This is a genomic window from Micromonospora sp. CPCC 205539 (assembly GCF_036906815.1).
GTDB lineage: Bacteria > Actinomycetota > Actinomycetes > Mycobacteriales > Micromonosporaceae > Micromonospora.
The window spans coordinates 50,015-71,633 of the sequence record NZ_JBAKHW010000002.1 but is presented as its reverse complement, the minus strand read 5'-3'; the positions used below and the strand labels follow the sequence as shown (position 1 = coordinate 71,633).

Here is a 21,619-nt window from a genome sequence, read left to right as displayed (position 1 = left end):
CGCGCCCGACCTGCCCAGACCACCCAACACATCGCAAAGCATCGATGCAAACGTCCAGCTGCGGTCGCCGTTTTCGGCGGGCGGCGCCGCCACCGGAGTTCCTGGACGACCAGCGAGGAGAGGGATCGACCATGCGATGGAACGCACGACGAGCCGCCGCCGGCGGCTTTGGGCTCGTCCTCGGCGCCGTACTGGCGCTGGCCCAGGTCGCACCCGCGCAGGCGGAGTCGAACGGCGGCGTACGGGTGATGCCGCTCGGTGACTCGATCACCGACGGGTTCAACGTGCCCGGTGGGTACCGGATCGACCTGTGGCAGCGGTTGGCCGCTGGCAGCTACACGGTGGACTTCGTCGGCTCGGGCTTCAACGGGCCGGCCAGTCTCGGTGACCACGACCACGAGGGGCACTCGGGCTGGCGCATCGACCAGCTCGACGCCAACATCGTCGCCTGGATGCAGGCCACCAACCCCCGCACCGTGCTGCTGCACATCGGCACCAACGACGTGAACCAGAACTACGACCTGGCCAACGCGCCGGCCCGGCTCTCCGCGCTGATCGACAAGATCAGGGCCACCGGGCCGGAGGTGGAACTCTTCGTCGCCACCATCACCCCGGAGACCGATGCGACCCGGGAGGCGCGGGTGCAGGCGTACAACGCGACGATCCCCGGGATCGTGGCGCAGAAGGGGAGCCGGGTGCACCTGGTCGACATGCACTCGGCGCTCACCACCGCCGACCTCGCCGACGGCGTCCACCCCAACGCCGCCGGGTACGACAAGATGGCCGCCCGCTGGTACGCCGCGCTGACATCGGTGCCCGGCAGTCTGATTCCGCTGGGCGGGCCTCCGGTGGGCACGGCGGTCAGCCTGGTCAACCCGAACTCCGGTCGCTGCCTGGACGTCTCCGGCGCGAGCACCACGGCGGGCACCCAGACCATCATCTGGGACTGCCACGGCGGCGCCAACCAGCGCTGGACGCGTACGGCCGCCGGTGAACTACGGGTCTACGGCGACCGCTGCCTGGACGTGGCCGGTGGGGCGAGCGCCGACGGCACCAAGGTGCAGATCTACACCTGCAATGGCACCGGCGCCCAGCGCTTCACCTTCCGTACGGACGGGGCGATCGTGCTCACCGCCGCGGGTAAGTGCGTGGACGTGGCGTCGTCCGGCACCGCCAACGGCACCAAGGTCCAGCTCTGGACCTGCAACGGGACCGGCGCCCAGCGCTGGACCGTGCGATAGCGACAGGTCCGCCACGGTCTCCGGTGGCGCGGGGTCACTCGACCAGCGCCACCGGTGACCGCTTCCGGCGGGGCTCGGCGGCCAGCCCCAGCGCCAGCAGCGCGCACACCGCGCCGACCAGGAAGAGCAGCGACGCGACGGGCTGGCCCAGCCACTCCCAGAGGGGGTGCCACGCCGGGTGCGGCTCGTCGAGGTGGTGCCGCAGCAGCTGCGGCGCGGCCAGCGGCACCGGCAGCCACCACAGCACCAGGGCCACACCGAAGAAGAACTTCGCGGCACCGTCCCCGCGGCGGCCCTCGGTGCGTCGGCTGGCCCAGCCGAACACCAGGAAGGCGACCATCGCACCCAGCAGCGTGCCGAGCGCTCCGGTGGGGGCCGCCAGCGGCGGCGGCGCGCGGTGCAGCTCGACCGCCAGGTAGGTGGCGTCGGCGTTGGTCTGCGACGAGATCGAGGCGGTCAGGACGGTGTCACCACGACGGGCGCGCAGGTCGGTCTGTGTGATGGCCAACGGCGTGGCACACACCTTGTCGGCGCAGGTGATGCCGCCGGACACCTCCGGGTCGTACACCTGCCAGCCGGACGCCGTCAGACGTTGCCGGGCCACCGCGACGATCTGTTCGGCGGGCACCGGCGGCGCGCCGAGGGCGCCGGCACCGGTGGCGCTCTCCTGGTATTCGCCGCCGTCGCCGAGTAGCACACTCCGGACGTTGCCCAGGGTCAGCGGTTGCCCGTAGACGACGAAGAGCGCGGGCGGGACGTCGAGGTCGCCGAGGTCGTGCCCGGGGAAGACCTCGGCCAGGATGGCGCCGGCCTCGGCCCGGTCGGGTTGCGGTCGGGAGGTCTCCCAGGCGGCCCGGCTGGCCAGCGCGCCGGTGAAGAGCCCGCAGATGACCGAGGCGAGCACGGCCCAGGCGACGACGGTGCGACTCCGCGGGCGGCCGAGGCGGCAGCGCAACCCGGCCCGGACCAGGTCGACGGTCTCCCGCGCGGTGGGCCGCGTGCGGCCCGGCGGCGCCGTGTCGAGCAGGAGCCCGACCACCTCGGGCGTCCGAGCCTGCCGCCAGTCGCGGGGATAACAGCGCAGCAGCCGCCGGTACCGGCGGGCCAACGAGGGGTCGGTCGGCGGCATGGCCATCCTTCGGGTCCGGAGTGGAGTCAGGCGGGGCGGGAACGCAGGTGCCGCAGCCGCGCCTCGGCGGCGGTGGTGAGGTGACGGAGCCGCGCGGTCTCCCCGTCGACCGCGGTGAGGACGAGGAACGTCGGCTCACGCATTCCTGCCATGTCCGCACTATAGATAGATCATCGATACATGGGCAAGGATCGGTCGGGTCCCCGCCGATGGCCACCGTCGGTGGCCGGGATCGGCCAGGATGGGCGGGGCGGCCGGGTCGCGGCCGCGACGAGGAGAGGCACGGAATGCGGGTACGCGGAACGGTGACGCGGGGCCGGGGCGTCCGCGCGGGATCGGTGGTGACCGCCCTGCTCGGCGGGGTCGTGACGCTGGCACCGGGTGCGGCGTTGGCCGGGGCTCCGGGGGCCGGGGCCCCGGTGTGTCAGGTGCGCGACGAGCGGCTCACCGAGATCTCCGGAATGGTCGCCACGGACGACGGGTACGTGCTGGTCAACGACGGCGCCGACGACGAGTCCCGCCGCCGGATCTTCTTCCTCGACCGACGCTGTGCCGTGGTGCGGACGGTCGCCTACCCCTCCCGCCCGCGCGACACCGAGGACCTGGCCGTCGCCCCGGACGGCACCATCTGGGTCGCCGACACTGGCGACAACGACCGCACCCGGGAAACGGTCGCCGTGTGGCGGCTCGCGCCGGGCGCGGACCGGCCGGTTCTGCACCGGCTGGCGTACCCGGACCGGGCGCACGACGCCGAGGGGATGCTGCTCGACGCGACGGGCCGACCGGTGATCGTGACCAAGGGAGGCAGCGGCACCGCCATCCTGTACGCCCCGACCACCGCGCTGCGGCCGGGGGCGACGACGCCGCTGGCCATGCTGGGGCAGGTGAAACTGCCGGACTCGACCACCAGCAACCCGTACTCCTTCCTCGGCCGGGGCGTGGTCACCGGCGCGGCGACCGCCCCGGACGGGCGCCGGGTGGTGCTGCGCAGCTACGCCGATGCCTTCGAGTACGACGTGCCCGACGGTGACGTGGTGGCCGCGCTGACCACCGGCACCCCGCGGATCACCCCGCTGCCGGACGAGCCACAGGGCGAATCGATCACCTACAGCCGGGACGGCCGATCGCTGCTCACCATCTCCGAGACCGCCGACCAGCCCGCGGGCACCCGGCCGGCGATCCTGCGCTATCCCGCCACCACGGCGACGGCCACCACCTCGCGCCCGGCGGAGCCCACCACCCCGGTCCCGTCGACGTCCACCGCGACCCGTCCGGCACCAGCGGACGCGAGCGACGCGCGGGACCGGATGTGGCCGGTGGCCGCCGCGGGCGGCGGGACGCTGCTGGCGCTGGTCGGGCTTGCCGGCGTCCTGGCGTGGCGGCGCTCGGCCCGACGCTGACCGATCGGGTACGCAGCGGATCGCCGTGTCGCCGGCCACGGTGCGGCCCGAGCCCTCGGCGCGGTACGGCAGGATGAGCGGATGTCCGTCCTGTCCACGCTGCGCTGCCCTGTCGTCGCCGCTCCGATGGCCGGTGGCCCGTCCACTCCGGCGCTCGTGACGGCCGTCTCCGCCGCCGGCGGGCTGGGTTTCCTGGCCGCCGGGATGATCGGCGTCGACCGACTGGTCGCCGACGTCGCCGAGGTCCGCGCGAGTAGCGACCGCCCGTTCGGGGTCAACCTCTTCCTGCCCGACGCCGGCACCGTCGACGAGGCAGCCATCCGGGCGTACGCCGACCGCCTCGCCCCGGAGGCCCGGCGGCGCGCCGTCACCCTGGGTGAACCGTCCGGCGGAGACGACGGGTACCCGGACAAGCTGGCCGCCCTGCTCGCGGACCCGGTCCCGGTGGTGTCCTTCGTCTTCGGCCTGCCCGACCGGGCCGCGGTGGCCGCCCTGCGCGAGCGGGGCACCGAGGTGTGGGCCACGGTCACCCGTCCCGCCGCGGTCACGGCCGCCGTCGAGCTCGGCGTGGACGCCGTGGTGGTGCAGGGTGTCGAGGCCGGTGGGCATCGCGGCGGGCTGCCCGACGACGACGATTACGGGCTGCTGCCGCTGCTTCGGCTCGCCGCGGAGTGCGGCCGGCCGCTGGTGGCCGCCGGCGGCATCACCGACGGTGCCGCGGTGGCGGCCGTACTGGCCGCCGGTGCCGCCGCCGCGCAGCTCGGCACGGCGTTCCTGCGCTGTCCGGAGGCGGGGAGTTCGTCGCTGCACCGGGCGGCGGTGGCCAGCGGGGCGCCGACCGCGCTGACCCGGGCGTACACCGGCAAGCGGGCGCGTGCCGTCGTCAACGACTTCCTGCTCCGGCACGACGCGGTGGCGCCGGCCGGCTACCCGCAGGTGCTGCACCTGACCCGGCCGCTGCTCGCCGCCGCCCGACGCGACGAGGACGCCTCGACGGCGAACCTGTGGGCCGGCCAGGCCCATCCGCTCGCCCGGGACGTGCCGGCGGGCCAGGTGGTCGCCGAGGTGACCGCCAGCGCTCGGGCCGTCCTGGCGGCGGCGGCCGAGCGGTCGACCCGCTGGGGCTGACCAGGCCATCGACCCCGGCCCGGACCGGCAGGGGTCCCGTGCGGGACGGACGCGGCGCGAAGCCCGTAGAGTCGCGCCGTGATCGAGATCGGCGCGCAGGTCGACCTGTCCCACCCGACCGACCGGGTCTGGCTCGCATTGACGGATCTGGGGCTGCTCGGTCGGTGGTTCGCCGAGGCCGAGATGGTCGCCGGCGTGCCGGACCGGCTGCTGTTGCACACGGCGGGTCTGCCGGGCTTCGACACCAACGTCGAGGTCGAGGTGACCGAGCGGCAGGTGCCGGAGCTGCTGGCGATGCGCTGCGACGAGGCCGGTCGGCTCACCGAGCTGACCTGCACCGTCACCGCCACCAGCCAGGGCTGCCGGCTGGAGATCCGTGAGGTCACGAGCCACGGCTCCTGGCCCGCCGAGCAACGTGAACTGCGCGAGCAGCAGCTCCGGCAGGCGCTGACCGTGCGACTGCCGGCCATTCTCGACTGGCTCGCCTTCCAGCAGGTCGACCTGCGCCGGGGAGAGGGTGGCCTGACGGCCGAGCTGCCGCTGGTCGGCGCGTTCCGCAACCCCGCTCGGGCTCCCCGTCGACGCCGCCTCATCGTCGCGGCGGCCGCGGCGGCCGTGCTGGTCGCGGGGCTGGCGGCGTGGGCCACGCTGCCGGGTGAGTCGAACCATGCCGCCCCTCCGGCCGCTCAGCCGCTGCCGAGCGTCACGGCCACCGGGTCCACCGGTACGCCGAAGGCGACGGCCTCGCCGCGCCCCTCACGAACCACCGCCTCCCCGACCGCCCGCCCGAGCCGGACCCCGACGGCGAAGCCGTCGAAGACTGCCACGCCGGCCCCGCCACCGCCGCCGCTCGTCGCCCGCTACGACACCGACTCCACCCGGCTGTTCGGCTACACGGGCGAGGTGGTGATCGACAACCCGGGCGGCGCGCCGGCGGCGAACTGGGCCGTGGTGGTCACCCTCGCCGACGGCAGCAGCATCGACGACGTCGACGGCGCCGACTGGCGGAAGGACGGCCAGGCGATCACCTTCACCGGCCCGGCCGTGCCGGCGGGCAAGTCGCAGACGTTCCGCTTCGACGTCCGCGACAGCCGACCGAAGGCCCGGGAACCGGAGGGCTGCGCGCTGGGCGGCAACCCGTGCACGGGCCTCTGACGCGTCGGCCGGCGCCGCCGGCCGCGTCCGCCGGCCTCCTGCACATCCCGGGAGCGGCCTGACCCGGGATCGGGCGACCGGCCGGTCGTCCCTAGGCTGGCCGGCATGGCACTGCTGCACCGGGCGACGCTGCGCCCCTCGAAGTTGGAACTGCTGGCGAGCTGGCTGCCGGGTCGACCCTGGTACCAGGGGCCGGCCGACGCCGACGTGGTGACCCGGGGCTCCTACCGCTTCGACGACCCGGCGGGCGAGGTCGGCCTCGAGACGATCCTCGTCGGCGTCGCCGACGGGCCGGTCCACCAGGTGCCGCTGACCTACCGTGGCGCGCCCCTCGACGGCGCCGACGAGTGGCTGGTCGGCACCACCGACCACGCGGTGCTCGGCCCACGCTGGGTGTACGACGGCACCGCCGACCCGGTGTACGCGGCGGTCCTGGCGCACGCGATCCTCGGCGGCGCGGGTCAGGCGGAGGAGTACTTCGAGGTCGACGGTCGGCGCGAACCGCGCGAGCAGAACATGACGATCGCCGGCAGCGGCGCCGGGGATGCCGGGATGCCCGTGGTCGGGCCCGTTCGGCGAGTGGTCGACGGAGACGCCGCGCTGATCATCACCGACGCCGTCGAGCTGGTCGTCGTCCGTCGACCCGTCGAGGGGGCGGTCGGGGCCGAGGGAGCCAACCTGAGCGGCACCTGGAAGGGTCAGCCGACGGCCGTGCCGCTGGCGTACGCCCGGGTGCGCTGACGTCGCGTCACGGGACACACGGCGGCGGGCGGCCCGACCAGGTCGGGCCGCCCGCCGCGTTCACCACTGAGCCGGAGGCGGTGGCGGCGAGACCGGCGGCCGGTCGTCGCAGGTGATGGTGTTCGGCAGCAGCCACGGGGCCAGCCAGCCTCCGTCGTTGCCGCCGAGGTCGGTCAGCGCGAACTCCGAACCGGCCGGGGTGAAGTGGAACGACCCGCAGTTGTTGACGCCGACCGCCCCCACGTTGCGGGCGTCCACGTTGGCGAACGAGGCCGACCCGGCGGCGCGTGCGCTGACCACCGAGGTCCCGGTGCCGTCGACCCGGATGTCCCGGAACCGCACGTTGTTGATCGAGTACAGATCCTTCACCGGCCAGTCGCTGACCAGCATGATCGCGTTGTAGGTGTTGTCCAGGTACGCGTCGCCGACCACCTCGATGGTCGCGTCGATGCTCCTGTCCAGCGCGAAGAACCAGATGGCGCCGAGCCCGATGTTCCAGTTCAGCTCGTACGTGCCCGCGCGGGCGGTGGTGTTGTTGGTGATGTCCAGGCGACCGGCGAACGGTAGCGCGCCGAAGCGGGCCCCCACGTGGATGCCGCTGCCCTCACGGACCGGGTCGGCGATGAGGTTGTGCGAGACGGTGTTGTCCGTGCCGCCGTAGATGGCGATCCCGTTGGCCAGCGTCGGGGACTGCACGGTGTTGTGGTCGAACGTGTTCCGCGCGTTGGCCGTCGTCTCCGACCACATCGCCAGGCCGTCGTCGCCGGTGTTGCGGACGAAGTTGTGCGCGACGAGCGAGTCGGTGACGCCGATGTGGAAGTTGAGCGCGTCCGCGATCTGGTCGACGATGATGTTGTTGGTGACGCGCACGTTCGTCATCGGCCCGTCGAACCACAGACCCACCTTGGTGTGGTGCAGGTAGAGCCCGTCGATGGTGGAGTCGCTCAGCGCCCCGCCGATCCCGTTGACCTGGTCGGTGTCGATGCGCTCCCGTACGTCGCCCTCGATGGCGAAGCCGGACAGGTGCACGTTGTGGCTGCCGCCGTCCGCGGCGTCGCGACCGTAGAAGCCGACCCCGGTGTGCACCGAGCCGTCCGGTGCCGGCGTCGGCAGGGCGACCTCGCGGCCCTTGATGATCGTGTACCAGCTGCCGGCGCCCTCGATGGTCACGTCGTCGACGATGATGTGCCGGTTGACCTGGTAGGTGCCCGGCGGGATGTACACCTTCAGGTGTGCGCGCTTGGCGAAGGCGATGGCCCGCTCCAGGGCCGCCGCGGAGTCCCGTCGGCCGGTGGGGTCGGCGCCGAAGGCCAGCACGTTCGCCGCGAGCAGCCGGACGTGCGGCGGTGCGACCAGCTCGGAGTCGAGCAGGTCGATGACGGTCCAGGCGGCGGCACTACCGGCCGGCGCGGTGAGCCGGATCCGGTCGCCGGCCCGGTAGGTGCGCCCGAGCAGGAGTCGCTGCTCGTCGTAGAAGTGGGTGGGCCGGAACGGCGTGCTGATGGTCGGGTACGGGGTGGTGGCCGACGGCACGCACGAGCACTCGGTGATCCACCAGTCGGGGTGCAGCAGCCCGGCCGTCGGGTCGTTGGAGAACGGGTACTGGTTGTAGAGCCACGAGTACTGCGACGTCAGCGTCATGCTGCGGACGTGCCTACCGTTGACCGCGACCCCCAGCGGCGCGGTGATCCCGCCGCCCTGCGGCGCGTCCGGGATGCTGTACCGCACGTTGATCGCGTTCGCCGCGCTGGGCAGGACGAACTCCACGTACTCCCCGGGGGTGAGCCGGACCGCCCGGCGGCCGGAGGCTTCCGCCGGCAGCGTGTACGCGGTCCGGTCCGGGCCGATGACCTCGCCGGTGGTGCGGGCGTTCTCCGCCTCCTGCTCGACGAAGTCGACGTCGGCGCCGCGCCCGGCGACCAGCGCCGGATCGAGGGCGGCCCGGGTGACCACCGGTGCCGCGCCGACGGGCGCGGCTGGGCCGGCGACGGCCACGGCGGGCCCGGCGACCAGCGTGGTGATGGCGGTCGTGAGGGCAAGTGTGCTGGCGACCGTCCGGCCTGGACGCCCCCGCGCCGGCATGATGCTCCGAAACATCGGTGACACTCCTCATTGATGGTGGTGGGAGGTCCGCCCGGCGCTTCCGCGACGCCCGGCATTGATCTGCATGATGCAGCACCGAACACCGCGCTGCAAGACACCAATCGAGTAACGAAAATAAACGACAAAGAGGCCGCAAGAACTGAACGGCTATTGGACCCAGGTGGCGCGCGTCGTCTGCACCTGCCCAGCTCAGGTCGGGCGTAGGCTGACCGGCGTGGATCAAGAAGACCGGATCGCCCTTTTCCTCGACTACGAGAACCTCGCGCTGGGGGCCCGCGACCACCGTGGCGGCGCGGCTTTCGACTTTCGTCCGATCGCCGACGCGTTGGCCGAACGAGGGCGGGTGGTCGTCCGTCGGGCGTACGCCGACTGGTCGTACTTCGACGAGGATCGCCGGATGCTCACCCGGTCCCACGTCGAGCTGATCGAGATCCCGCAGCGGATGGGCGCCTCCCGCAAGAACGCGGCCGACATCAAGATGGCCGTGGACGCGATCGAATTGGCCTTCGAGCGCGACTACATCTCGACCTTCGTGATCTGCAGCGGTGACAGCGACTTCACTCCGCTGGTGCACAAGCTGCGCGAGCTCAACAAGCGGGTCATCGGTGTCGGGGTCGAGGGGTCGACCTCGGCGCTGCTCCCGCCGGCCTGCGACGAGTTCCTCTACTACGACCGGCTGGAGGGTCTGGACATCCCGCCGACCCGCAGTCAGCGCGTCCGACCGGCACGGCAGGCCGGCCCGGAGCAGCGACCGCCGGAGCGTGAGCCGGAGCCAGAGGAGGAGCGGCCGACGGGGGAGGAGGCCGGTCGGGACGTGGACGCCCTCGCCGTGCAGGTCGCCCAGACGGTGGCCGGGCTGCAGGGCAGCGCCAGCGGCGAGGTCACGGCCTCCCGACTCAAGCGCACCCTGCTGCGCAAGGACCCGACGTTCAGCGAGTCCGACTACGGCTTCCGCACCTTCGGGGAGCTGCTGCGCCACCTCGCTGGGCAGGACGTGATCGAGTTGGCCGAGGGCCCCGCCAAGGGCGACCCGGAGGTCTCGCTCCCCGAGCACGGTGACCGGGAGGTGGCCTTCGGTCTGCTCCGCGGCGTGGTGGCGGACCTCGGCAGCGCCGGCAACCCGGTGGCGCTCTCCGGGTTGAAGAACCAGCTCCGCCGGGCCCGGCCCGACTTCAGCGAGAAGAAGCTCGGCTACCGCAGCTTCCTCCAATTCTGCAAGGCCGCCGCCACCAGTGACGTGGTCGACCTGCGGTGGAGCCCCGAGGCCGACGACTACCTGCTCACCACCGCGGGCTAGGCGCCGACCGCGGCGGCCATCGACCTTCGTCGAGCGGGAGCACCGGATGAGCCCATAGGGTGGACGGTGGGGCTGCCCCGAGGGCGAGGTGAGGGTCGGCATGTCGGGACGTGGCGAATGGACACTCGTCGGCCGCGACGACGAGCTGAAGACCATCGAGGCCGTCGTGTCGGCGCACCTGCCCGGGCTGGTGCTGGTCGGTGACGCCGGGGTGGGCAAGACCCGGCTGCTGCGCGAGGCGCTGACCCGGGCTGCCGAGGACGGCGTGGAGTGCCACTGGGTCTCCGCGACCGGTGCGGCCCGGTCGATTCCGTTCGGCGCGGTCTCGCACCTGATCCCCGCGCCGACCCGACCACGCGCCGACCCGGTGGGGCTGGTCGTCACCGTCGAACGTGACTTCGCCCGGCGCGGCGGCGGCCGACCCGTGCTGATCGGTATCGACGACGCGCACCTGCTGGACGAGCCCTCGGCCGGGCTGCTGCACCAGCTCGCCGTGCACGGCCTGGCGGTGGCGGTGGCGACGGTCCGAGCCGGTGAACCGCTCTCCGACGCCCTCACCTCACTGTGGACCGGGTCCGGCCGGCGGATGGAGGTCCGGCCGCTGCCGGCGACGGCGGTGGACCACCTGTTGGACGAGGCCGCGCCGGGGCCGCTCGACGCGATCAGCCGCCGACGGCTGCGGCAGCTCGCCGACGGCAACCCGCTGCTGCTACGGGAGCTGCTGGCCGACGCGCTGGACACCGGCGGGTTGCGCGAGGCGCGGGGGGTCTGGCGCTGGCGTGGCACCGCGTCGGGCAGCCCTCGACTGGCCGAGCTGGTCAGTGCCCGGCTGCGGGCACTGGAACCGGCCGCCCGCCAGGTGCTGGAGGTGGTGGCCTGCGGCGAGCCGCTCTCCCTCACCCTGCTGGAACGCGTCGCCGACCCGGCCGCCATCGAGGCCGCCGAGCGCAGCGGCATGGCGGTCGCCGAACGCTCCGGTGCCCGGACCGCGCTGCGGATGGCGCATCCGCTCTACGGCGAGGCGCTGCGGGCCAGCATGCCGGCCAGCCGGTCCCGTACGGTGTTCGGCCAGCTCGCCGACGTACTGGCCAGCATGCCACTGCGCCGCCGGGACGACGCGCTGGTCGCCGGGGTGTGGCAGCTGCGCTCGGGCAGCATCCGACACCCGGCCATCGCGCTGGCCGCCGCACGGCAGGCGATCGACCGGTACGACATCGACCTGGCCGAACGGCTGGCCCGGACGGCGTACGACGCCGGACAGGGCTGGGAGGCGCAATGGCTGCTGGCCCGGGTGCTGCAGTACCAGGCCCGCAGCCAGGAGGCGTTCGACATGCTTCCGCCCGCTCCGCCGACAGGCAGTAAGCGCCTGGCGATCTGGGCGATCACCCGTGCCGGGCTGCTCTACTGGGGCCTCGACCGGATCGACGAGGCGCACGAGACGCTGCGGGTGGTGCCGGCCGACTCGCCGGGCCACGACCTGACCGAGGCCACCCGGTCGTGGGTGCTGTTCTACGACGGCCGTTGCCAGGCGGCGCTGGACGTCGGTCAGGCCGTGCTGGCCCGGGCCGACACCGGCGTCCGCGCGGCGAGCTGGGCGACCATGGGCGCCGCCTCGGCGGCCGGGATGCTCGGCCGGCTCGGGCTCGCCGAGGAGCTGGCCGAGCGGGGTCGGGCGGTGCTCGCCGCCGAACCGGAACCCATGCCGTGGAACGAGGCCCAGGTCGGGCTGGGCCTCTGCTACGCCCGGTACGCGGCGGGCGAGCTGGCCGGGGCCGCCGAGCTGGCCGACCACGGCTACCGCGCCGCGGTGCCCAGCGACGCGCGGGGGATGGTCGCTGTGTGGGCCGGGTTCCGGGGGATCATCGCCAAGGCGCAGGGGCGGCTCGACGCCGCCGAGGCGGACCTGCGCGAGGCCATCGCGCTGGTCGAGGAGAACGACCAGTACCACCTGGTGCGGACGTACTGGGCCGAGCTGGCCGGCGTCCGCGCGCTCCTCGGTGACCTGCCCGGCGCCCGCCGCTGGCTGGCCGCCGCCGACGCCCGGGAGCGGACCGCTAACCGGATCTTCCACTCCTGGGTGGAGCTGAACCGGGCCTGGGTGGAGGTGGCCGAGGGCGACCTCACCGCGGCGACTCGTACCGCCCGGCACGCCGCCGACCTGGCCCGGGGCAGTGAACAACCCACCATCGAGGCGGTAGCGCTCTACGAGTGCGCGCGGCTGGGCGCGCCGGAGTCGGTGTGGGACCGGCTGGTGGGCCTCGCCGACCGGTTGGGCGGGCTGGCGTCGACGCTCGCCTCCGCGGCGGGTGGGCTGATCCGCGAGGACGGGCCGACCCTGGAGACGGCCGCGGACGATCTCGTCGCCCGTGGGCACACCCTGCTCGCCGCCGAGGCGCTCGGTGCGGCCGCCCAGGCGTACGCCCGTCGGGGCCGGCCACGGCTTGCGGTGGCCCAGCGGGCCGCGACGCTGGCGCGGGCCTGCGCGCCGGCCCGTACGCCGCTGCTCACCTCGACCGCTCCCGGCGCCGAACAGGCGTCGCTGACCCGGCGGGAGCGGGACGTGGCGATGCTCGCCGTGACCCTGCCGAGCCGCAGCATCGCCGACCGGCTGGGGCTCTCGGTCCACACGGTCAACAACAACCTGGCCCGGGTGTTCGCCAAGCTGGGCGTGCGCAACCGCCGTGAACTCGCCGTTGTGCTCGGCCACGACGGCCCCGACGGTACGTCGGACAGGTCACTGGGTGCGATCCGTCCTCGACACTAGGTAAGCGCGACTGATCTACCGGGTTACCGCACCCCTGCCTACCGTGCGGTAACACCTACCGGTGCACATCAGTCCCTGGAGGACGGCATGACCCACCTTGACCCGAGCGGGCCTCCAGGCCCGCGACCCACCAGGTCACCACATATCCACAATGCCTTCTTCGCCGCCGGGGTGGCGGTGGCGGTGGCGGTGCTGACCGCCGTGATCGCCCCGACCGCGAACGACGCTCCACCTCCGGCGGCGGCCAAGCCCGAGGCGGTGTCGTACCAGGCGCCCCCGTGCACGCGGGAGTTGGAGGGCACGACCTGGCTGCTCGATCCCTGCGTCAAACCGGGCGCGAAGCTCCCGGTCGAGGTCGAGGCCCGACTCGCGCAGATCCGTACCCAGAATGCGGAGGCGGCCGAGGACTGCCCCGACCCGAGCGCGTCGCCGTCCGCGTCGACCCCGGCGTCACCCACGCACGAGACCCGGCCGCCGGACACGTTCCGTCCGGTCGCCGAGCGTGCTCCGGTCGCCACCGAGACCGCACCCGAACCGACCGGCACGGCCCCCACCTCGACGGCCTCGCCCTCCGGTACGCCCTGCCCCTCGGACAGCACGTCGCCCTCGGGCAGCGCGTCCCCGTCGGACAGCGCATCGCCGTCGGAGAGCGCGTCGCCGTCGGACAGTGCGTCCCCGTCGGAGAGCGCGTCGCCGTCGGACAGTGCGTCCCCGTCGGAGAGCGCGTCGCCGTCGGACAGCGCGTCCCCGTCCGAGAGCGCGTCGCCGTCCGACAGCGCGTCGCCGTCGGACAGCGCGTCCCCGTCCGAGAGCGCGTCGCCGTCGGACAGCGCGTCCCCGTCGGAGAGTTCGTCCCCGTCGGGCAGCGCGTCGCCCTCGGACAGCGCGTCCCCGTCCGAGAGCGCATCGGCGTCGCCCAGCGGCTCCGACGAGCCGACCGACCCGACCGACCCGGGCGATCCGCCCGATGGGCCTGGGGGGCCGACCTCGCCGCCACCCCCGCCGCCGACCGGCTGCCCGGCGGTGAACGGCAACGCCACCCTTGTGGACGCGAACAAGGACCGGATCCGCTGCCGCGAGGTGCAGACGGTCGAGGACGATACGGTGCTCACCGTCACCGGTGATTCGGTCAGCTCGTCGCACCACCAGTTCGGCTACGGGTTCATGGGCCCCGGCTGCCCGAACACCTCCTTCGACGACCGGGGCATGCCCGGCAACAACGGCGTCTACAGCTACGCCCGGCGCTACTTCGACATGAACGGCAGCATCGTCGACTACGACAACTACGCGCGCACCGGCTACGGCACCGGCGACATCATCTCCGGCCGAGCCGGGCCCGACGCGTGCGGCAACGCGTGGGCCCGGGTGGCCAGCCCGCTCGGCCTCGCCACGGCCCGGATCGCCAAGGCCAAGAGCGACAAGCACGACGCGTACCACGTGACCACCGGCGGAGTGAACAACACCAACTGGACCACGGTGTTGACCCGGCTGGCCAAGTGCCGCGCGTACGAGTTCGCGGCGGAGAGCCTCAACCCCACCGGCCTGTTCCGCTTCGAGTGGGCTTCCCCGGGCGGCAAGGGCGGCATCATCACGAATGGTGGCGGCTGTAACTTCTGGCTCGACCTGCCCGTCGGCGAGGACTACTACATCAACGTCGGGGTGCCACGCTACGACGGCCCGAGCCAGTACGCCGGCGTCACGGCCGACGCCACGGCGATCGTCAACTCGTTGCTCGCGGCGGGGGCGGACAAGGTGGTGTGGATGCTCTACTACGACATCACGCCGGCCAACATCGACATCGGCAACTACGGCTGGATGCAGCTCAGGACGCATCTGCCGGAGGCGCTGCTGTCGTACATCCCACCGCAGCCGGTGTCGATGCTGCAACCGCTGATCGATCCGCTCTGGGTGGGCACCGTACGGGGCGTGATCAGTGATCTCAACTGGGCCATCCAGCTCGGCGTGCCGTTCGACCCGGCCGTCCGGGTGGCGCTCCCGCCGCCGTTCACCCCGGGTGACATCCAGGTCACCGCAGAGGGTGGCTCGCCGCACCCGAGCCCGTCGGGGCAGGACAAGTTGGCCAACGCCCTGGCGGGTGTGTTCAACAACATCTGATCCATCGGCTGATCCGTCGCTCAGCACAGGGAGGAATCGCCTCGGCGGTTCCTCCCTGTCGGCCGGGTGGCCCGAAGTGTGACTGAATTGCGGCTATCGCCCCAGTACCGGCCCACCTGCGCCGTACCCCCGGCCGAAGAATTGCTATACGGTCGGCGAATGATGGTGGAGGAGCACTGGTGGAACGGGGACACGACCCCGCGCGGGCGTCGGGACGTGTACATCCGTACTGACGGAGATGGTTGGGAGGTTCGCGCGCAGATCGGTGGCGCGTCGGGCCGCGAGCGGGTGCAGCAGTGCCCCAGCCGGGCCTCGGCGGCCATCCTCGCCGACGCCTGGCGCGGCACCCACCCTTCCTGGCGCGAACTGAAGCGCTGATCCGGCACCGGGCCGGGCCGGCAACGCTCCTGGGCTCCAGCCCGTTGCGGTCGCCGGCCGGCCCGGCGCTCAGCCTCCCCACCGAGGGCGACCGGGTCCGATCAACTACTGACGACACACTGATCCAGGCCGAGCCGTCTGCCCGTGTTCCTCGCGTTACGCGGGGTACACCCGCTGCAGGCAGGTTCGCGTCCGATGGAGGTCGGCCATGTCGCAGGGTCCCGACGAGGACAATCCCAAGATCGACGAAGAGGTGCGGAGGGCCGAGCGCCAGCTCGCCAAGCTCACCAGCCGGTCCGACGACGACGCACTGACCGACGACGACGCCCGAGTGCCGGACGACGCGCTGACCGACGACGCGCGCACCGGGCAGGACGCCGGCTAGGACCGATCCGGGCGACACGACGCCATCGTGTTGCCCCCTTTGCTCTGCTTCAACGGACGCAACAGAAAACGGTCCCGGCTGTTGCGTGGGGTGAAGCAGAGCAAAGGACGCGTGCCGGGGTCGGTCCCGGCGCCCGCTCGAGCGGGCCGCTGCGGGTCACGCGGAGACCGGGAGCACCGTGCCCTCGACGGCCGACCGGTGCGCCAGCTCGATCAACTCGACGGTGGCGACCGAGTCCGACGGGTCCACCGGCATCGGTGCGCCGTTCCGCAGCGCCGCTTCGACCTGCTGGTAGAAGCTCTGGTACGAGCCGGCTTCCGTGCGTACCGGACGCAGGTCACCGTCGACGCCGAGCTGGCCGTACCGCTCCGGCGGGACCTCGCCCCAGCCCTCCTGGTCCGGCCGGCCACCGTCGTGCAGTGCCGCCTCCTGCACGTCCAACCCATAGCTGGTGTACGCGGCCCGGTCGCCCAGCACCCGCAGCCGCGGCCCGAGCTGCCCGGTCACCGCGCTCATCCACAGGTGCGAGCGGACCCCGTTGGCGTGGGTCAACGCCACGAACGCGTCGTCGTCGACCAGGGCGTCCGGTCGGCGGCGGTCCACCTCGGCGTACACCCGGTCGACCGGGCCGAACAGCTGCACCGCCTGGTCGATGAGGTGGGCGCCCAGGTCGTAGAGGGCGCCGCCCGCCTCGCCGGGACGGTCGCTCTCGCGCCAGCCCGCCTTGATCGCCGGGCGCCAGCGCTCGAACCGGGACTCGAAGCGGGTCACCCGGCCCAGCTCGCCCGCGTCGACCAGCCGGCGGACGGTCAGGAAGTCGCCGTCCCAGCGCCGGTTCTGGAACACCGTCAGCGGCACTCCCCGCTCGGTCGCCTCCTCGACCAACGCGCGGCCCTCCGCCGTGGTCGCGGCGAGCGGCTTGTCGACGACGACCGGCAGGCCGGCGGCGATCGCGGCCCGGGCCATCGGCACGTGCTGCCGGTTCGGCGTGGCCACGACGACCAGGTCGAGCGCGTCCGGCGTACGCCACAGCTCCTCGGCGTCGTCGACCAGGCGGGCCTCCGGGTGCTGCTGCCGGGCCTGCTCGCGCCGCTGCGGATCGCGGGTCATGATCGCGTCCAGCCGCAGCCCGGGTGTGGCGGCGATCAGCGGGGCGTGGAACACCCGACCGGCCAGCCCGTATCCCAGCAGACCGACCCGCAGTGCCTCCGCCATGCCGTAACTCCCGTCGTTGTGGTCCGCGCCCAGGTGACGGCGGTCCTGGCGGTCGAATCTACGCCCCGCCGGGATCGGCCCGTAGGTAGGTGAGCACCGCGAGCACCCGACGGTTGGTGTCGTCGCTGGGCGGTAGGTCGAGCTTCAGCAGGATGTTGCCGACGTGCTTGCCGACCGCCGCCTCGGTGACGTACAGGCGCGCGGCGATCGAGGCGTTGGACCGGCCCTCCGCCAGGAGCGCCAGCACCTCGCGTTCCCGGGCGGAGAGTGCCGCGAGCGGGTCGCGGGGCCGGTGCAGCAACTGCCGGACCACGTCCGGGTCGATGGCGGTGCCACCGGCCGTGACCCGACGCAGCGTGTCGACGAACTCGGTGACCTCCGCCACCCGGTCCTTGAGCAGGTAGCCCACCCGCTGGCCGTCGCCGCTGTCCAGCAGCGCCGCCGCGTACCCGGTCTGCACGTACTGGCTGAGCACCACGACCGGGAGCTGCGGCCGCTCGGTGCGCAGCTCGACCGCCGCGCGCAGCCCGTCGTCCCGCCGGCCGGGCGGCATCCGGATGTCGGTCAGCACCAGGTCCGGCTGGTGTACGCGGGCCGCCTCCAGCAGCTCCGACGCCGAGCCGACGGCCGCGCACACCGCGAAGTCGAAGCGGGTCAGCAGCGCCACCAGGCCCTCGCGCAGCAGCACCTCGTCCTCGGCGACGACGACCCGGGTCACGGACGGCATGGCAGCTCCACCCGGACCAGGGTGGGCCCGCCGGGCGGGCTGGCCAGCAGCAGCCGGCCGTCGGCGGCGGCAACCCGGTCGGCGAGCCCGGTGAGGCCGGTGCCCCGGGCCGGGTCGGCACCACCGCGGCCGTCGTCGGCGACCTCGACGACGAGATCCTGACCGGCCCGGGAGAGGTGCACCTCCGCGCGGGTAGCCTCGGCGTGCCGGGCGACGTTGCCCAGCGCCTCGGAGACCACGAAGTAGGCCGTGGTCTCGACGATCTCCGGCAGCTCGCCGTGGAGGTCGGCGCGTACGGTCACCGGAAGGGTGGCCGCGTCGGCCAACTCCCGGACCGCGCCGGCCAGGCCCAGGTCGGTGAGGCTCTGCGGCCGGATGCCGTGCACCAACTGCCGGAGCATCACCATCAGCCCCTTCGCCTGGTCGTGGGCCACGGCCAGCGGCCGGGCGGCGGGGGAGTCCTCGGGCACGTCCAGCCGGGCCAGGCCCAGCTGAAGGGTGAGACTGGTCAGTCGGGGTTGTGCGCCGTCGTGCACGTCGCGTTCGATCCGCCGCCGTTCGGCCTCGTATGCGCCGACCAGCCGGGTCCGGGACCGGGCGACCTCGCGCAGCGCCGCCGCGTCCACCGGCCAGGCCAGCAGCCGTCGGGCCACGGCGGCCTGGACGGCGGCGAGCAGCCCGGCCGCGTAGCAGAGCACCGGGATGAGCAGCACACCCGCGATCGCGTACGGGATGGCCTCACCGGGCGTGTGCACCGTCCGCCAGATCACGACGGGCTGGTGGGCGTCGCCGGCCAGCCAGGGGCTGGTGACCATCCCGAGGTCGAGCAGCACCAGCAGCAGGAGCACCCAGTACGCGATCGGCACGATCCCGCCCAGCCAGAACGCGTACGCCACCTCCCGCCAGCCGGCGGCGGTGCGGTAGCGGGCGGCCAGGCCCGGCCACGGCGAGGCGGGCAGTTCCCGGCCGTCCACGAGGCCGAGCCGCCACCGCTCGACGGCGGCCAGCGGGAAGCTCGCGATCGGTGCCAGCGCCAGCAGGGTGAGGCTGGCGACGGCCAGGAACAGCATCAGCGCGATCCCCGGCGGTCGGCCCTGCCGCACGCCGTTGACGGCCGCCAACAGGGGTGCGCCGACGACGAGCAGCCCGACGCTGAGTACGCCGGCGATCGGCACGGTGCTGAGCAGGTAGACCAGCGCGCGCCAGGGCCAGGAGGAGATCAACCAGCGGGGGCGGCGCAGCGCCTCGGCCAGGTGGCGGGGAGGTTCCGGGGTCATGCCGCAGACGCTAATCGCCGGCACCCGGGCCGACCCAGCCGAACAGATCCACTTCCGAGGTATGCCCAGCCCTACCCCCACCACCCGGACACCGACCGTGGCGGTCGCGACGAGACGGGTGTGGCCCGGCCGCAAACGGGAAGGACCGGGCGGCACGCGACCCGCGTGACCTGTGCTGGCGGCGGCAGGAGAGACATGGGTGCCAGAACCTTCGTGGTGGTCGGCGGTACCAGCGGGCTCGGCCTCGCGGTCGCCCGGCTGCTGGTCAACGAGCACCGGGTCGTGGTGCTCGGCGACGTACCGGCCGAGGTCGCTGCGGCGACCGACGAGTTGGGATGTGCCGGCGCGGTCTGCGACGTGTCCTCCCACGAGCAGGTCCGAGACGCGTTCGCCGAGGTGGTGGACCGGTACGAGACGATCGACGGCGTGGCCGCCTGCGCGTCGATGTGGGCCGGCGGGGACCTGATGGACCTTCCCGTGGAGCACATCCGGCGGGCCGTGGAGATCAACGTACTGGGCCTCACCTACCTGCTGCGGGAGGTGCTGGAGCACCTGCACCGGCAGGGCTACGGGAACGTCGTGTACATCGGCGCGCTGGCGCTGGCCGCCCCCCGGCCCGGCATCCCGCTGTACCGGGCTACCAAGAGCTACGGCAACAGCCTCGTCGATTCGCTGGCCGAGGCCCAGCACAGCAACCAGGTCAAGGTGATGCAGCTGCATCCCGGGCCGATGCCGACCCGCCTGCAGGAACGGGTCGGCGCCGAGTTCCTGGACGAGGTGTACGCCCTGCCCGAGCAGGTCGCCACCGAGGTCGTCCGGCTGCTGCTGCTCGCGCCCGACGATCTCTACGTGTCCGGCGAGCGCGTGCTGCGCGCGGACGGGCGGTGGTGAGCGCCGCAGCCGGACTCGCCGACCGTCCGGCCTCGGCGTGGGCGCCGTTGCGGACGGCGGTCTACCGCAACCTGTGGCTGGCCCTGCTCGCCGCCAACATCGGCACCTGGATGCAGACGGTCGGCGCACAGTGGCTGTTGATCCACCACTCCAACGCCTCCACCCTGGTGGCCCTGGTCCAGACCGCCAGCCTCCTGCCGGTGTTGCTGCTGGCGCTGCCCGCCGGCGTGCTGGCCGACAGCTTCGACCGCCGACACCTCCTGATCTCCGTGCAGCTCTTCCTGGTGGCGGTGGCGGTGGTGCTGGCCCTGCTCACCCTCACCAACCGGATGCCACCGGCGCTGCTGCTCACCCTCACCTTCGCGTTCGGGGTCGGGCAGGCACTCACCCTGCCGGCCTGGGCGGCGGTGATCCCGGAGTTGGTGCCGCAGGACCAACTGCGGTCGGCGTCCGCGCTGGGCTCGATCAGTGTGAACATGGCGAGGGCGGTCGGGCCGGCGGTCGCCGGCGTGCTGATCTCCCGGATCGGTGTCGCCCCGGTCTTCGCGCTCAACGCCGTGGCGTTCCTGATCTTCACGTACGCCCTGGTCCGCTGGCGGCCCAGTAACGCCCGCGCGGTCGAGGTGCCCGAGCGGTTCACCGCCGCGCTGCGCGCCGGTGGACGGTATGTGCGGCACTCGCCGTCCGTACGCCGGCTGTTGCGCCGCGCGCTGGTCTTCGTGGTCCCGGCCAGCTCGATCTGGGCGCTGCTGCCGCTGGTGGCCAGCCGGCGGCTCGGTCTCAGCTCCGGTGGGTACGGCCTGCTGCTGGCCGCCCTCGGAGTGGGAGCCATCGCGGGTGGCCTGCTGCTGGCCGGCATCCGGACCCGACTGTCGGCCAACCAGTTCCTGCTGGTCGCCGGGGTGCTGTTCACGGCCGCGCTGGCCGTGGTCGGCACGGTACGGGTGGTGCCGCTGGTGCTGCTCGCCCTGCTGCCCGCCGGGTTGGCCTGGGTGACGGTCCTGGCCAACGTGAACGCCGAGATGCAGCTCTTCCTGCCCAGCTGGGTCCGGGCCCGGGGGTTGGCCGTCTACCAGGTGTTCTTCGCCGGTGGGCAGGCGGCGGGCGCGCTCCTCTGGGGCGTGGTGGCCGAGTTTGTCGGACTGGTCGCCGCCTTCCTCGTGGCGGCGGCGTTGATGCTCATCGGCACGGTGACCAGTCAGATCTGGCCGCTGCCCGACCTGCGGTCGGTCAACCGGGAGCCGGTGACCTACTGGCCGCAACTGCACCTGGCGCAGGAACCGGATCCCCGGGTGGGCCCGGTGCTGGTCGTGGTGGAGTACGCCGTTGCGTCGGAGCGGGCACAGCGGTTCCTGTCGGCGATGGACGTGGTGCGCGGCGCCCGGCAGCGGACCGGCGCGATGCGCTGGGGGCTGTTCCGGCCCGCCGAGACCACCGACCGGTTCGTGGAGGTGTACCTGGTGCCGTCCTGGGACGAACACCTGCGCCAGCACGGCGGCCGGTTGACCGGCGAGGACCGCAAGGCCGAGGAGCGGGCCCGGGAGCTGGCCGACGGGGAACCGGAGGTGCGACACCTGGTGCCGGCGGCCGCCGGCCGGACGCTGACCGACGACCGCGAATCGCTGTGATCAGCCCGGTCGCGGCTCGGTGTGCGGGACCACTGACGGCGGCCG

General features: G+C 73.3%; 19 protein-coding genes. 12 read left to right on the top strand and 7 right to left on the bottom strand.

Annotated features, from left to right (window positions below):
- The first annotated feature begins 131 nt into the window (after nucleotides 1–131).
- Nucleotides 132–1,241 (top strand): lectin, encoded by a 1,110-nt coding sequence (locus V6V47_RS02545; protein ID WP_334626306.1) that lies wholly within the window; start codon nucleotides 132–134, stop codon nucleotides 1,239–1,241.
- Between the two features lie 34 nt (nucleotides 1,242–1,275).
- On the opposite strand, the gene V6V47_RS02540 is transcribed toward V6V47_RS02545, so the two are convergent.
- Together V6V47_RS02540 and V6V47_RS02535 are read right to left on the bottom strand one after the other, a co-directional pair.
- Nucleotides 1,276–2,370 carry a hypothetical protein gene (locus V6V47_RS02540; protein WP_334626305.1) on the bottom strand — a complete coding sequence of 365 codons (1,095 nt, stop codon included), beginning with the start codon at nucleotides 2,368–2,370 and terminating at the stop codon, nucleotides 1,276–1,278.
- Between the two features lie 26 nt (nucleotides 2,371–2,396).
- Nucleotides 2,397–2,522: a hypothetical protein gene (locus tag V6V47_RS02535; RefSeq protein WP_334626304.1), complete on the bottom strand. Its 126-nt coding sequence runs from the start codon at nucleotides 2,520–2,522 to the stop codon at nucleotides 2,397–2,399.
- Nucleotides 2,523–2,657: 135 nt separating this feature from the next.
- Here V6V47_RS02535 and V6V47_RS02530 point away from each other — a divergent pair, with 135 nt between their 5' ends.
- The 4 genes from V6V47_RS02530 (at nucleotide 2,658) to V6V47_RS02515 (ending at nucleotide 6,794) form a co-directional block, all read left to right on the top strand.
- The gene (locus V6V47_RS02530) at nucleotides 2,658–3,770 is read left to right on the top strand and encodes a hypothetical protein (protein WP_334626303.1); all 1,113 of its coding nucleotides are present in this window, start codon (nucleotides 2,658–2,660) and stop codon (nucleotides 3,768–3,770) included.
- A gap of 81 nt (nucleotides 3,771–3,851) precedes the next feature.
- Nucleotides 3,852–4,898: an NAD(P)H-dependent flavin oxidoreductase gene (locus V6V47_RS02525; RefSeq protein WP_334626302.1), complete on the top strand. Its 1,047-nt coding sequence runs from the start codon at nucleotides 3,852–3,854 to the stop codon at nucleotides 4,896–4,898.
- 78 nt (nucleotides 4,899–4,976) lie between these two features.
- The gene (locus V6V47_RS02520; protein WP_334626301.1) at nucleotides 4,977–6,053 is read left to right on the top strand and encodes a cellulose binding domain-containing protein; all 1,077 of its coding nucleotides are present in this window, start codon (nucleotides 4,977–4,979) and stop codon (nucleotides 6,051–6,053) included.
- Between the two features lie 105 nt (nucleotides 6,054–6,158).
- A complete protein-coding gene (locus tag V6V47_RS02515; RefSeq protein ID WP_334626300.1) occupies nucleotides 6,159–6,794 on the top strand; it encodes a CG0192-related protein in 636 nt (211 codons plus the stop codon).
- A 60-nt stretch (nucleotides 6,795–6,854) separates the two neighbouring features.
- Here the strand turns inward: V6V47_RS02515 and V6V47_RS02510 are convergent, their stop codons facing one another.
- Nucleotides 6,855–8,891, bottom strand: a complete 2,037-nt coding sequence (locus V6V47_RS02510; protein ID WP_334626299.1) for a glycosyl hydrolase family 28-related protein — start codon at nucleotides 8,889–8,891, stop codon at nucleotides 6,855–6,857.
- Between the two features lie 220 nt (nucleotides 8,892–9,111).
- Here V6V47_RS02510 and V6V47_RS02505 point away from each other — a divergent pair, with 220 nt between their 5' ends.
- Together V6V47_RS02505 and V6V47_RS02500 are read left to right on the top strand one after the other, a co-directional pair.
- Nucleotides 9,112–10,194: an NYN domain-containing protein gene (locus V6V47_RS02505; protein ID WP_334626298.1), complete on the top strand. Its 1,083-nt coding sequence runs from the start codon at nucleotides 9,112–9,114 to the stop codon at nucleotides 10,192–10,194.
- Between the two features lie 100 nt (nucleotides 10,195–10,294).
- Nucleotides 10,295–12,958 carry an AAA family ATPase gene (locus tag V6V47_RS02500; RefSeq protein WP_334626297.1) on the top strand — a complete coding sequence of 888 codons (2,664 nt, stop codon included), beginning with the start codon at nucleotides 10,295–10,297 and terminating at the stop codon, nucleotides 12,956–12,958.
- 68 nt (nucleotides 12,959–13,026) lie between these two features.
- Here V6V47_RS02500 and V6V47_RS02495 read toward each other — a convergent pair whose 3' ends face one another.
- Nucleotides 13,027–13,998 (bottom strand): hypothetical protein, encoded by a 972-nt coding sequence (locus V6V47_RS02495; RefSeq protein WP_334626296.1) that lies wholly within the window; start codon nucleotides 13,996–13,998, stop codon nucleotides 13,027–13,029.
- On the opposite strand from V6V47_RS02495, the gene V6V47_RS02490 reads away from it, so the two are divergent.
- From V6V47_RS02490 to V6V47_RS02480, 3 genes are all read left to right on the top strand, one after another.
- A complete protein-coding gene (locus V6V47_RS02490; RefSeq protein ID WP_334626295.1) occupies nucleotides 13,982–15,073 on the top strand; it encodes a hypothetical protein in 1,092 nt (363 codons plus the stop codon). The two genes, V6V47_RS02495 and V6V47_RS02490, sit on opposite strands and share 17 nt — an antisense overlap.
- A gap of 159 nt (nucleotides 15,074–15,232) precedes the next feature.
- Nucleotides 15,233–15,451, top strand: coding sequence for a hypothetical protein (locus V6V47_RS02485; protein ID WP_334626294.1), 219 nt, complete (start codon nucleotides 15,233–15,235; stop codon nucleotides 15,449–15,451).
- A 208-nt stretch (nucleotides 15,452–15,659) separates the two neighbouring features.
- A complete protein-coding gene (locus V6V47_RS02480; RefSeq protein WP_334626293.1) occupies nucleotides 15,660–15,836 on the top strand; it encodes a hypothetical protein in 177 nt (58 codons plus the stop codon).
- 156 nt (nucleotides 15,837–15,992) lie between these two features.
- Here V6V47_RS02480 and V6V47_RS02475 read toward each other — a convergent pair whose 3' ends face one another.
- Genes V6V47_RS02475 through V6V47_RS02465 form a run of 3 tightly spaced genes read right to left on the bottom strand, consistent with a single transcriptional unit; the run spans nucleotide 15,993 to nucleotide 19,055 of the window.
- On the bottom strand, nucleotides 15,993–17,051 hold the full coding sequence (locus tag V6V47_RS02475) for a Gfo/Idh/MocA family oxidoreductase (RefSeq protein ID WP_334626292.1): 1,059 nt from the start codon (nucleotides 17,049–17,051) through the stop codon (nucleotides 15,993–15,995).
- A gap of 58 nt (nucleotides 17,052–17,109) precedes the next feature.
- Entirely contained in the window at nucleotides 17,110–17,778 is a 669-nt protein-coding gene (locus tag V6V47_RS02470) for a response regulator transcription factor (RefSeq protein WP_334626291.1), read from the bottom strand.
- Nucleotides 17,766–19,055, bottom strand: coding sequence for a sensor histidine kinase (locus V6V47_RS02465; RefSeq protein ID WP_334626290.1), 1,290 nt, complete (start codon nucleotides 19,053–19,055; stop codon nucleotides 17,766–17,768). Before V6V47_RS02465 ends, V6V47_RS02470 begins: the two co-directional genes overlap by 13 nt.
- A 195-nt stretch (nucleotides 19,056–19,250) precedes the next feature.
- Here V6V47_RS02465 and V6V47_RS02460 point away from each other — a divergent pair, with 195 nt between their 5' ends.
- Both V6V47_RS02460 and V6V47_RS02455 read left to right on the top strand, forming a co-directional pair.
- On the top strand, nucleotides 19,251–19,946 hold the full coding sequence (locus V6V47_RS02460) for an SDR family NAD(P)-dependent oxidoreductase (protein ID WP_334626289.1): 696 nt from the start codon (nucleotides 19,251–19,253) through the stop codon (nucleotides 19,944–19,946).
- Nucleotides 19,943–21,574, top strand: a complete 1,632-nt coding sequence (locus V6V47_RS02455) for an MFS transporter (RefSeq protein WP_334626288.1) — start codon at nucleotides 19,943–19,945, stop codon at nucleotides 21,572–21,574. Before V6V47_RS02460 ends, V6V47_RS02455 begins: the two co-directional genes overlap by 4 nt.
- Nucleotides 21,575–21,619 lie beyond the last annotated feature (45 nt).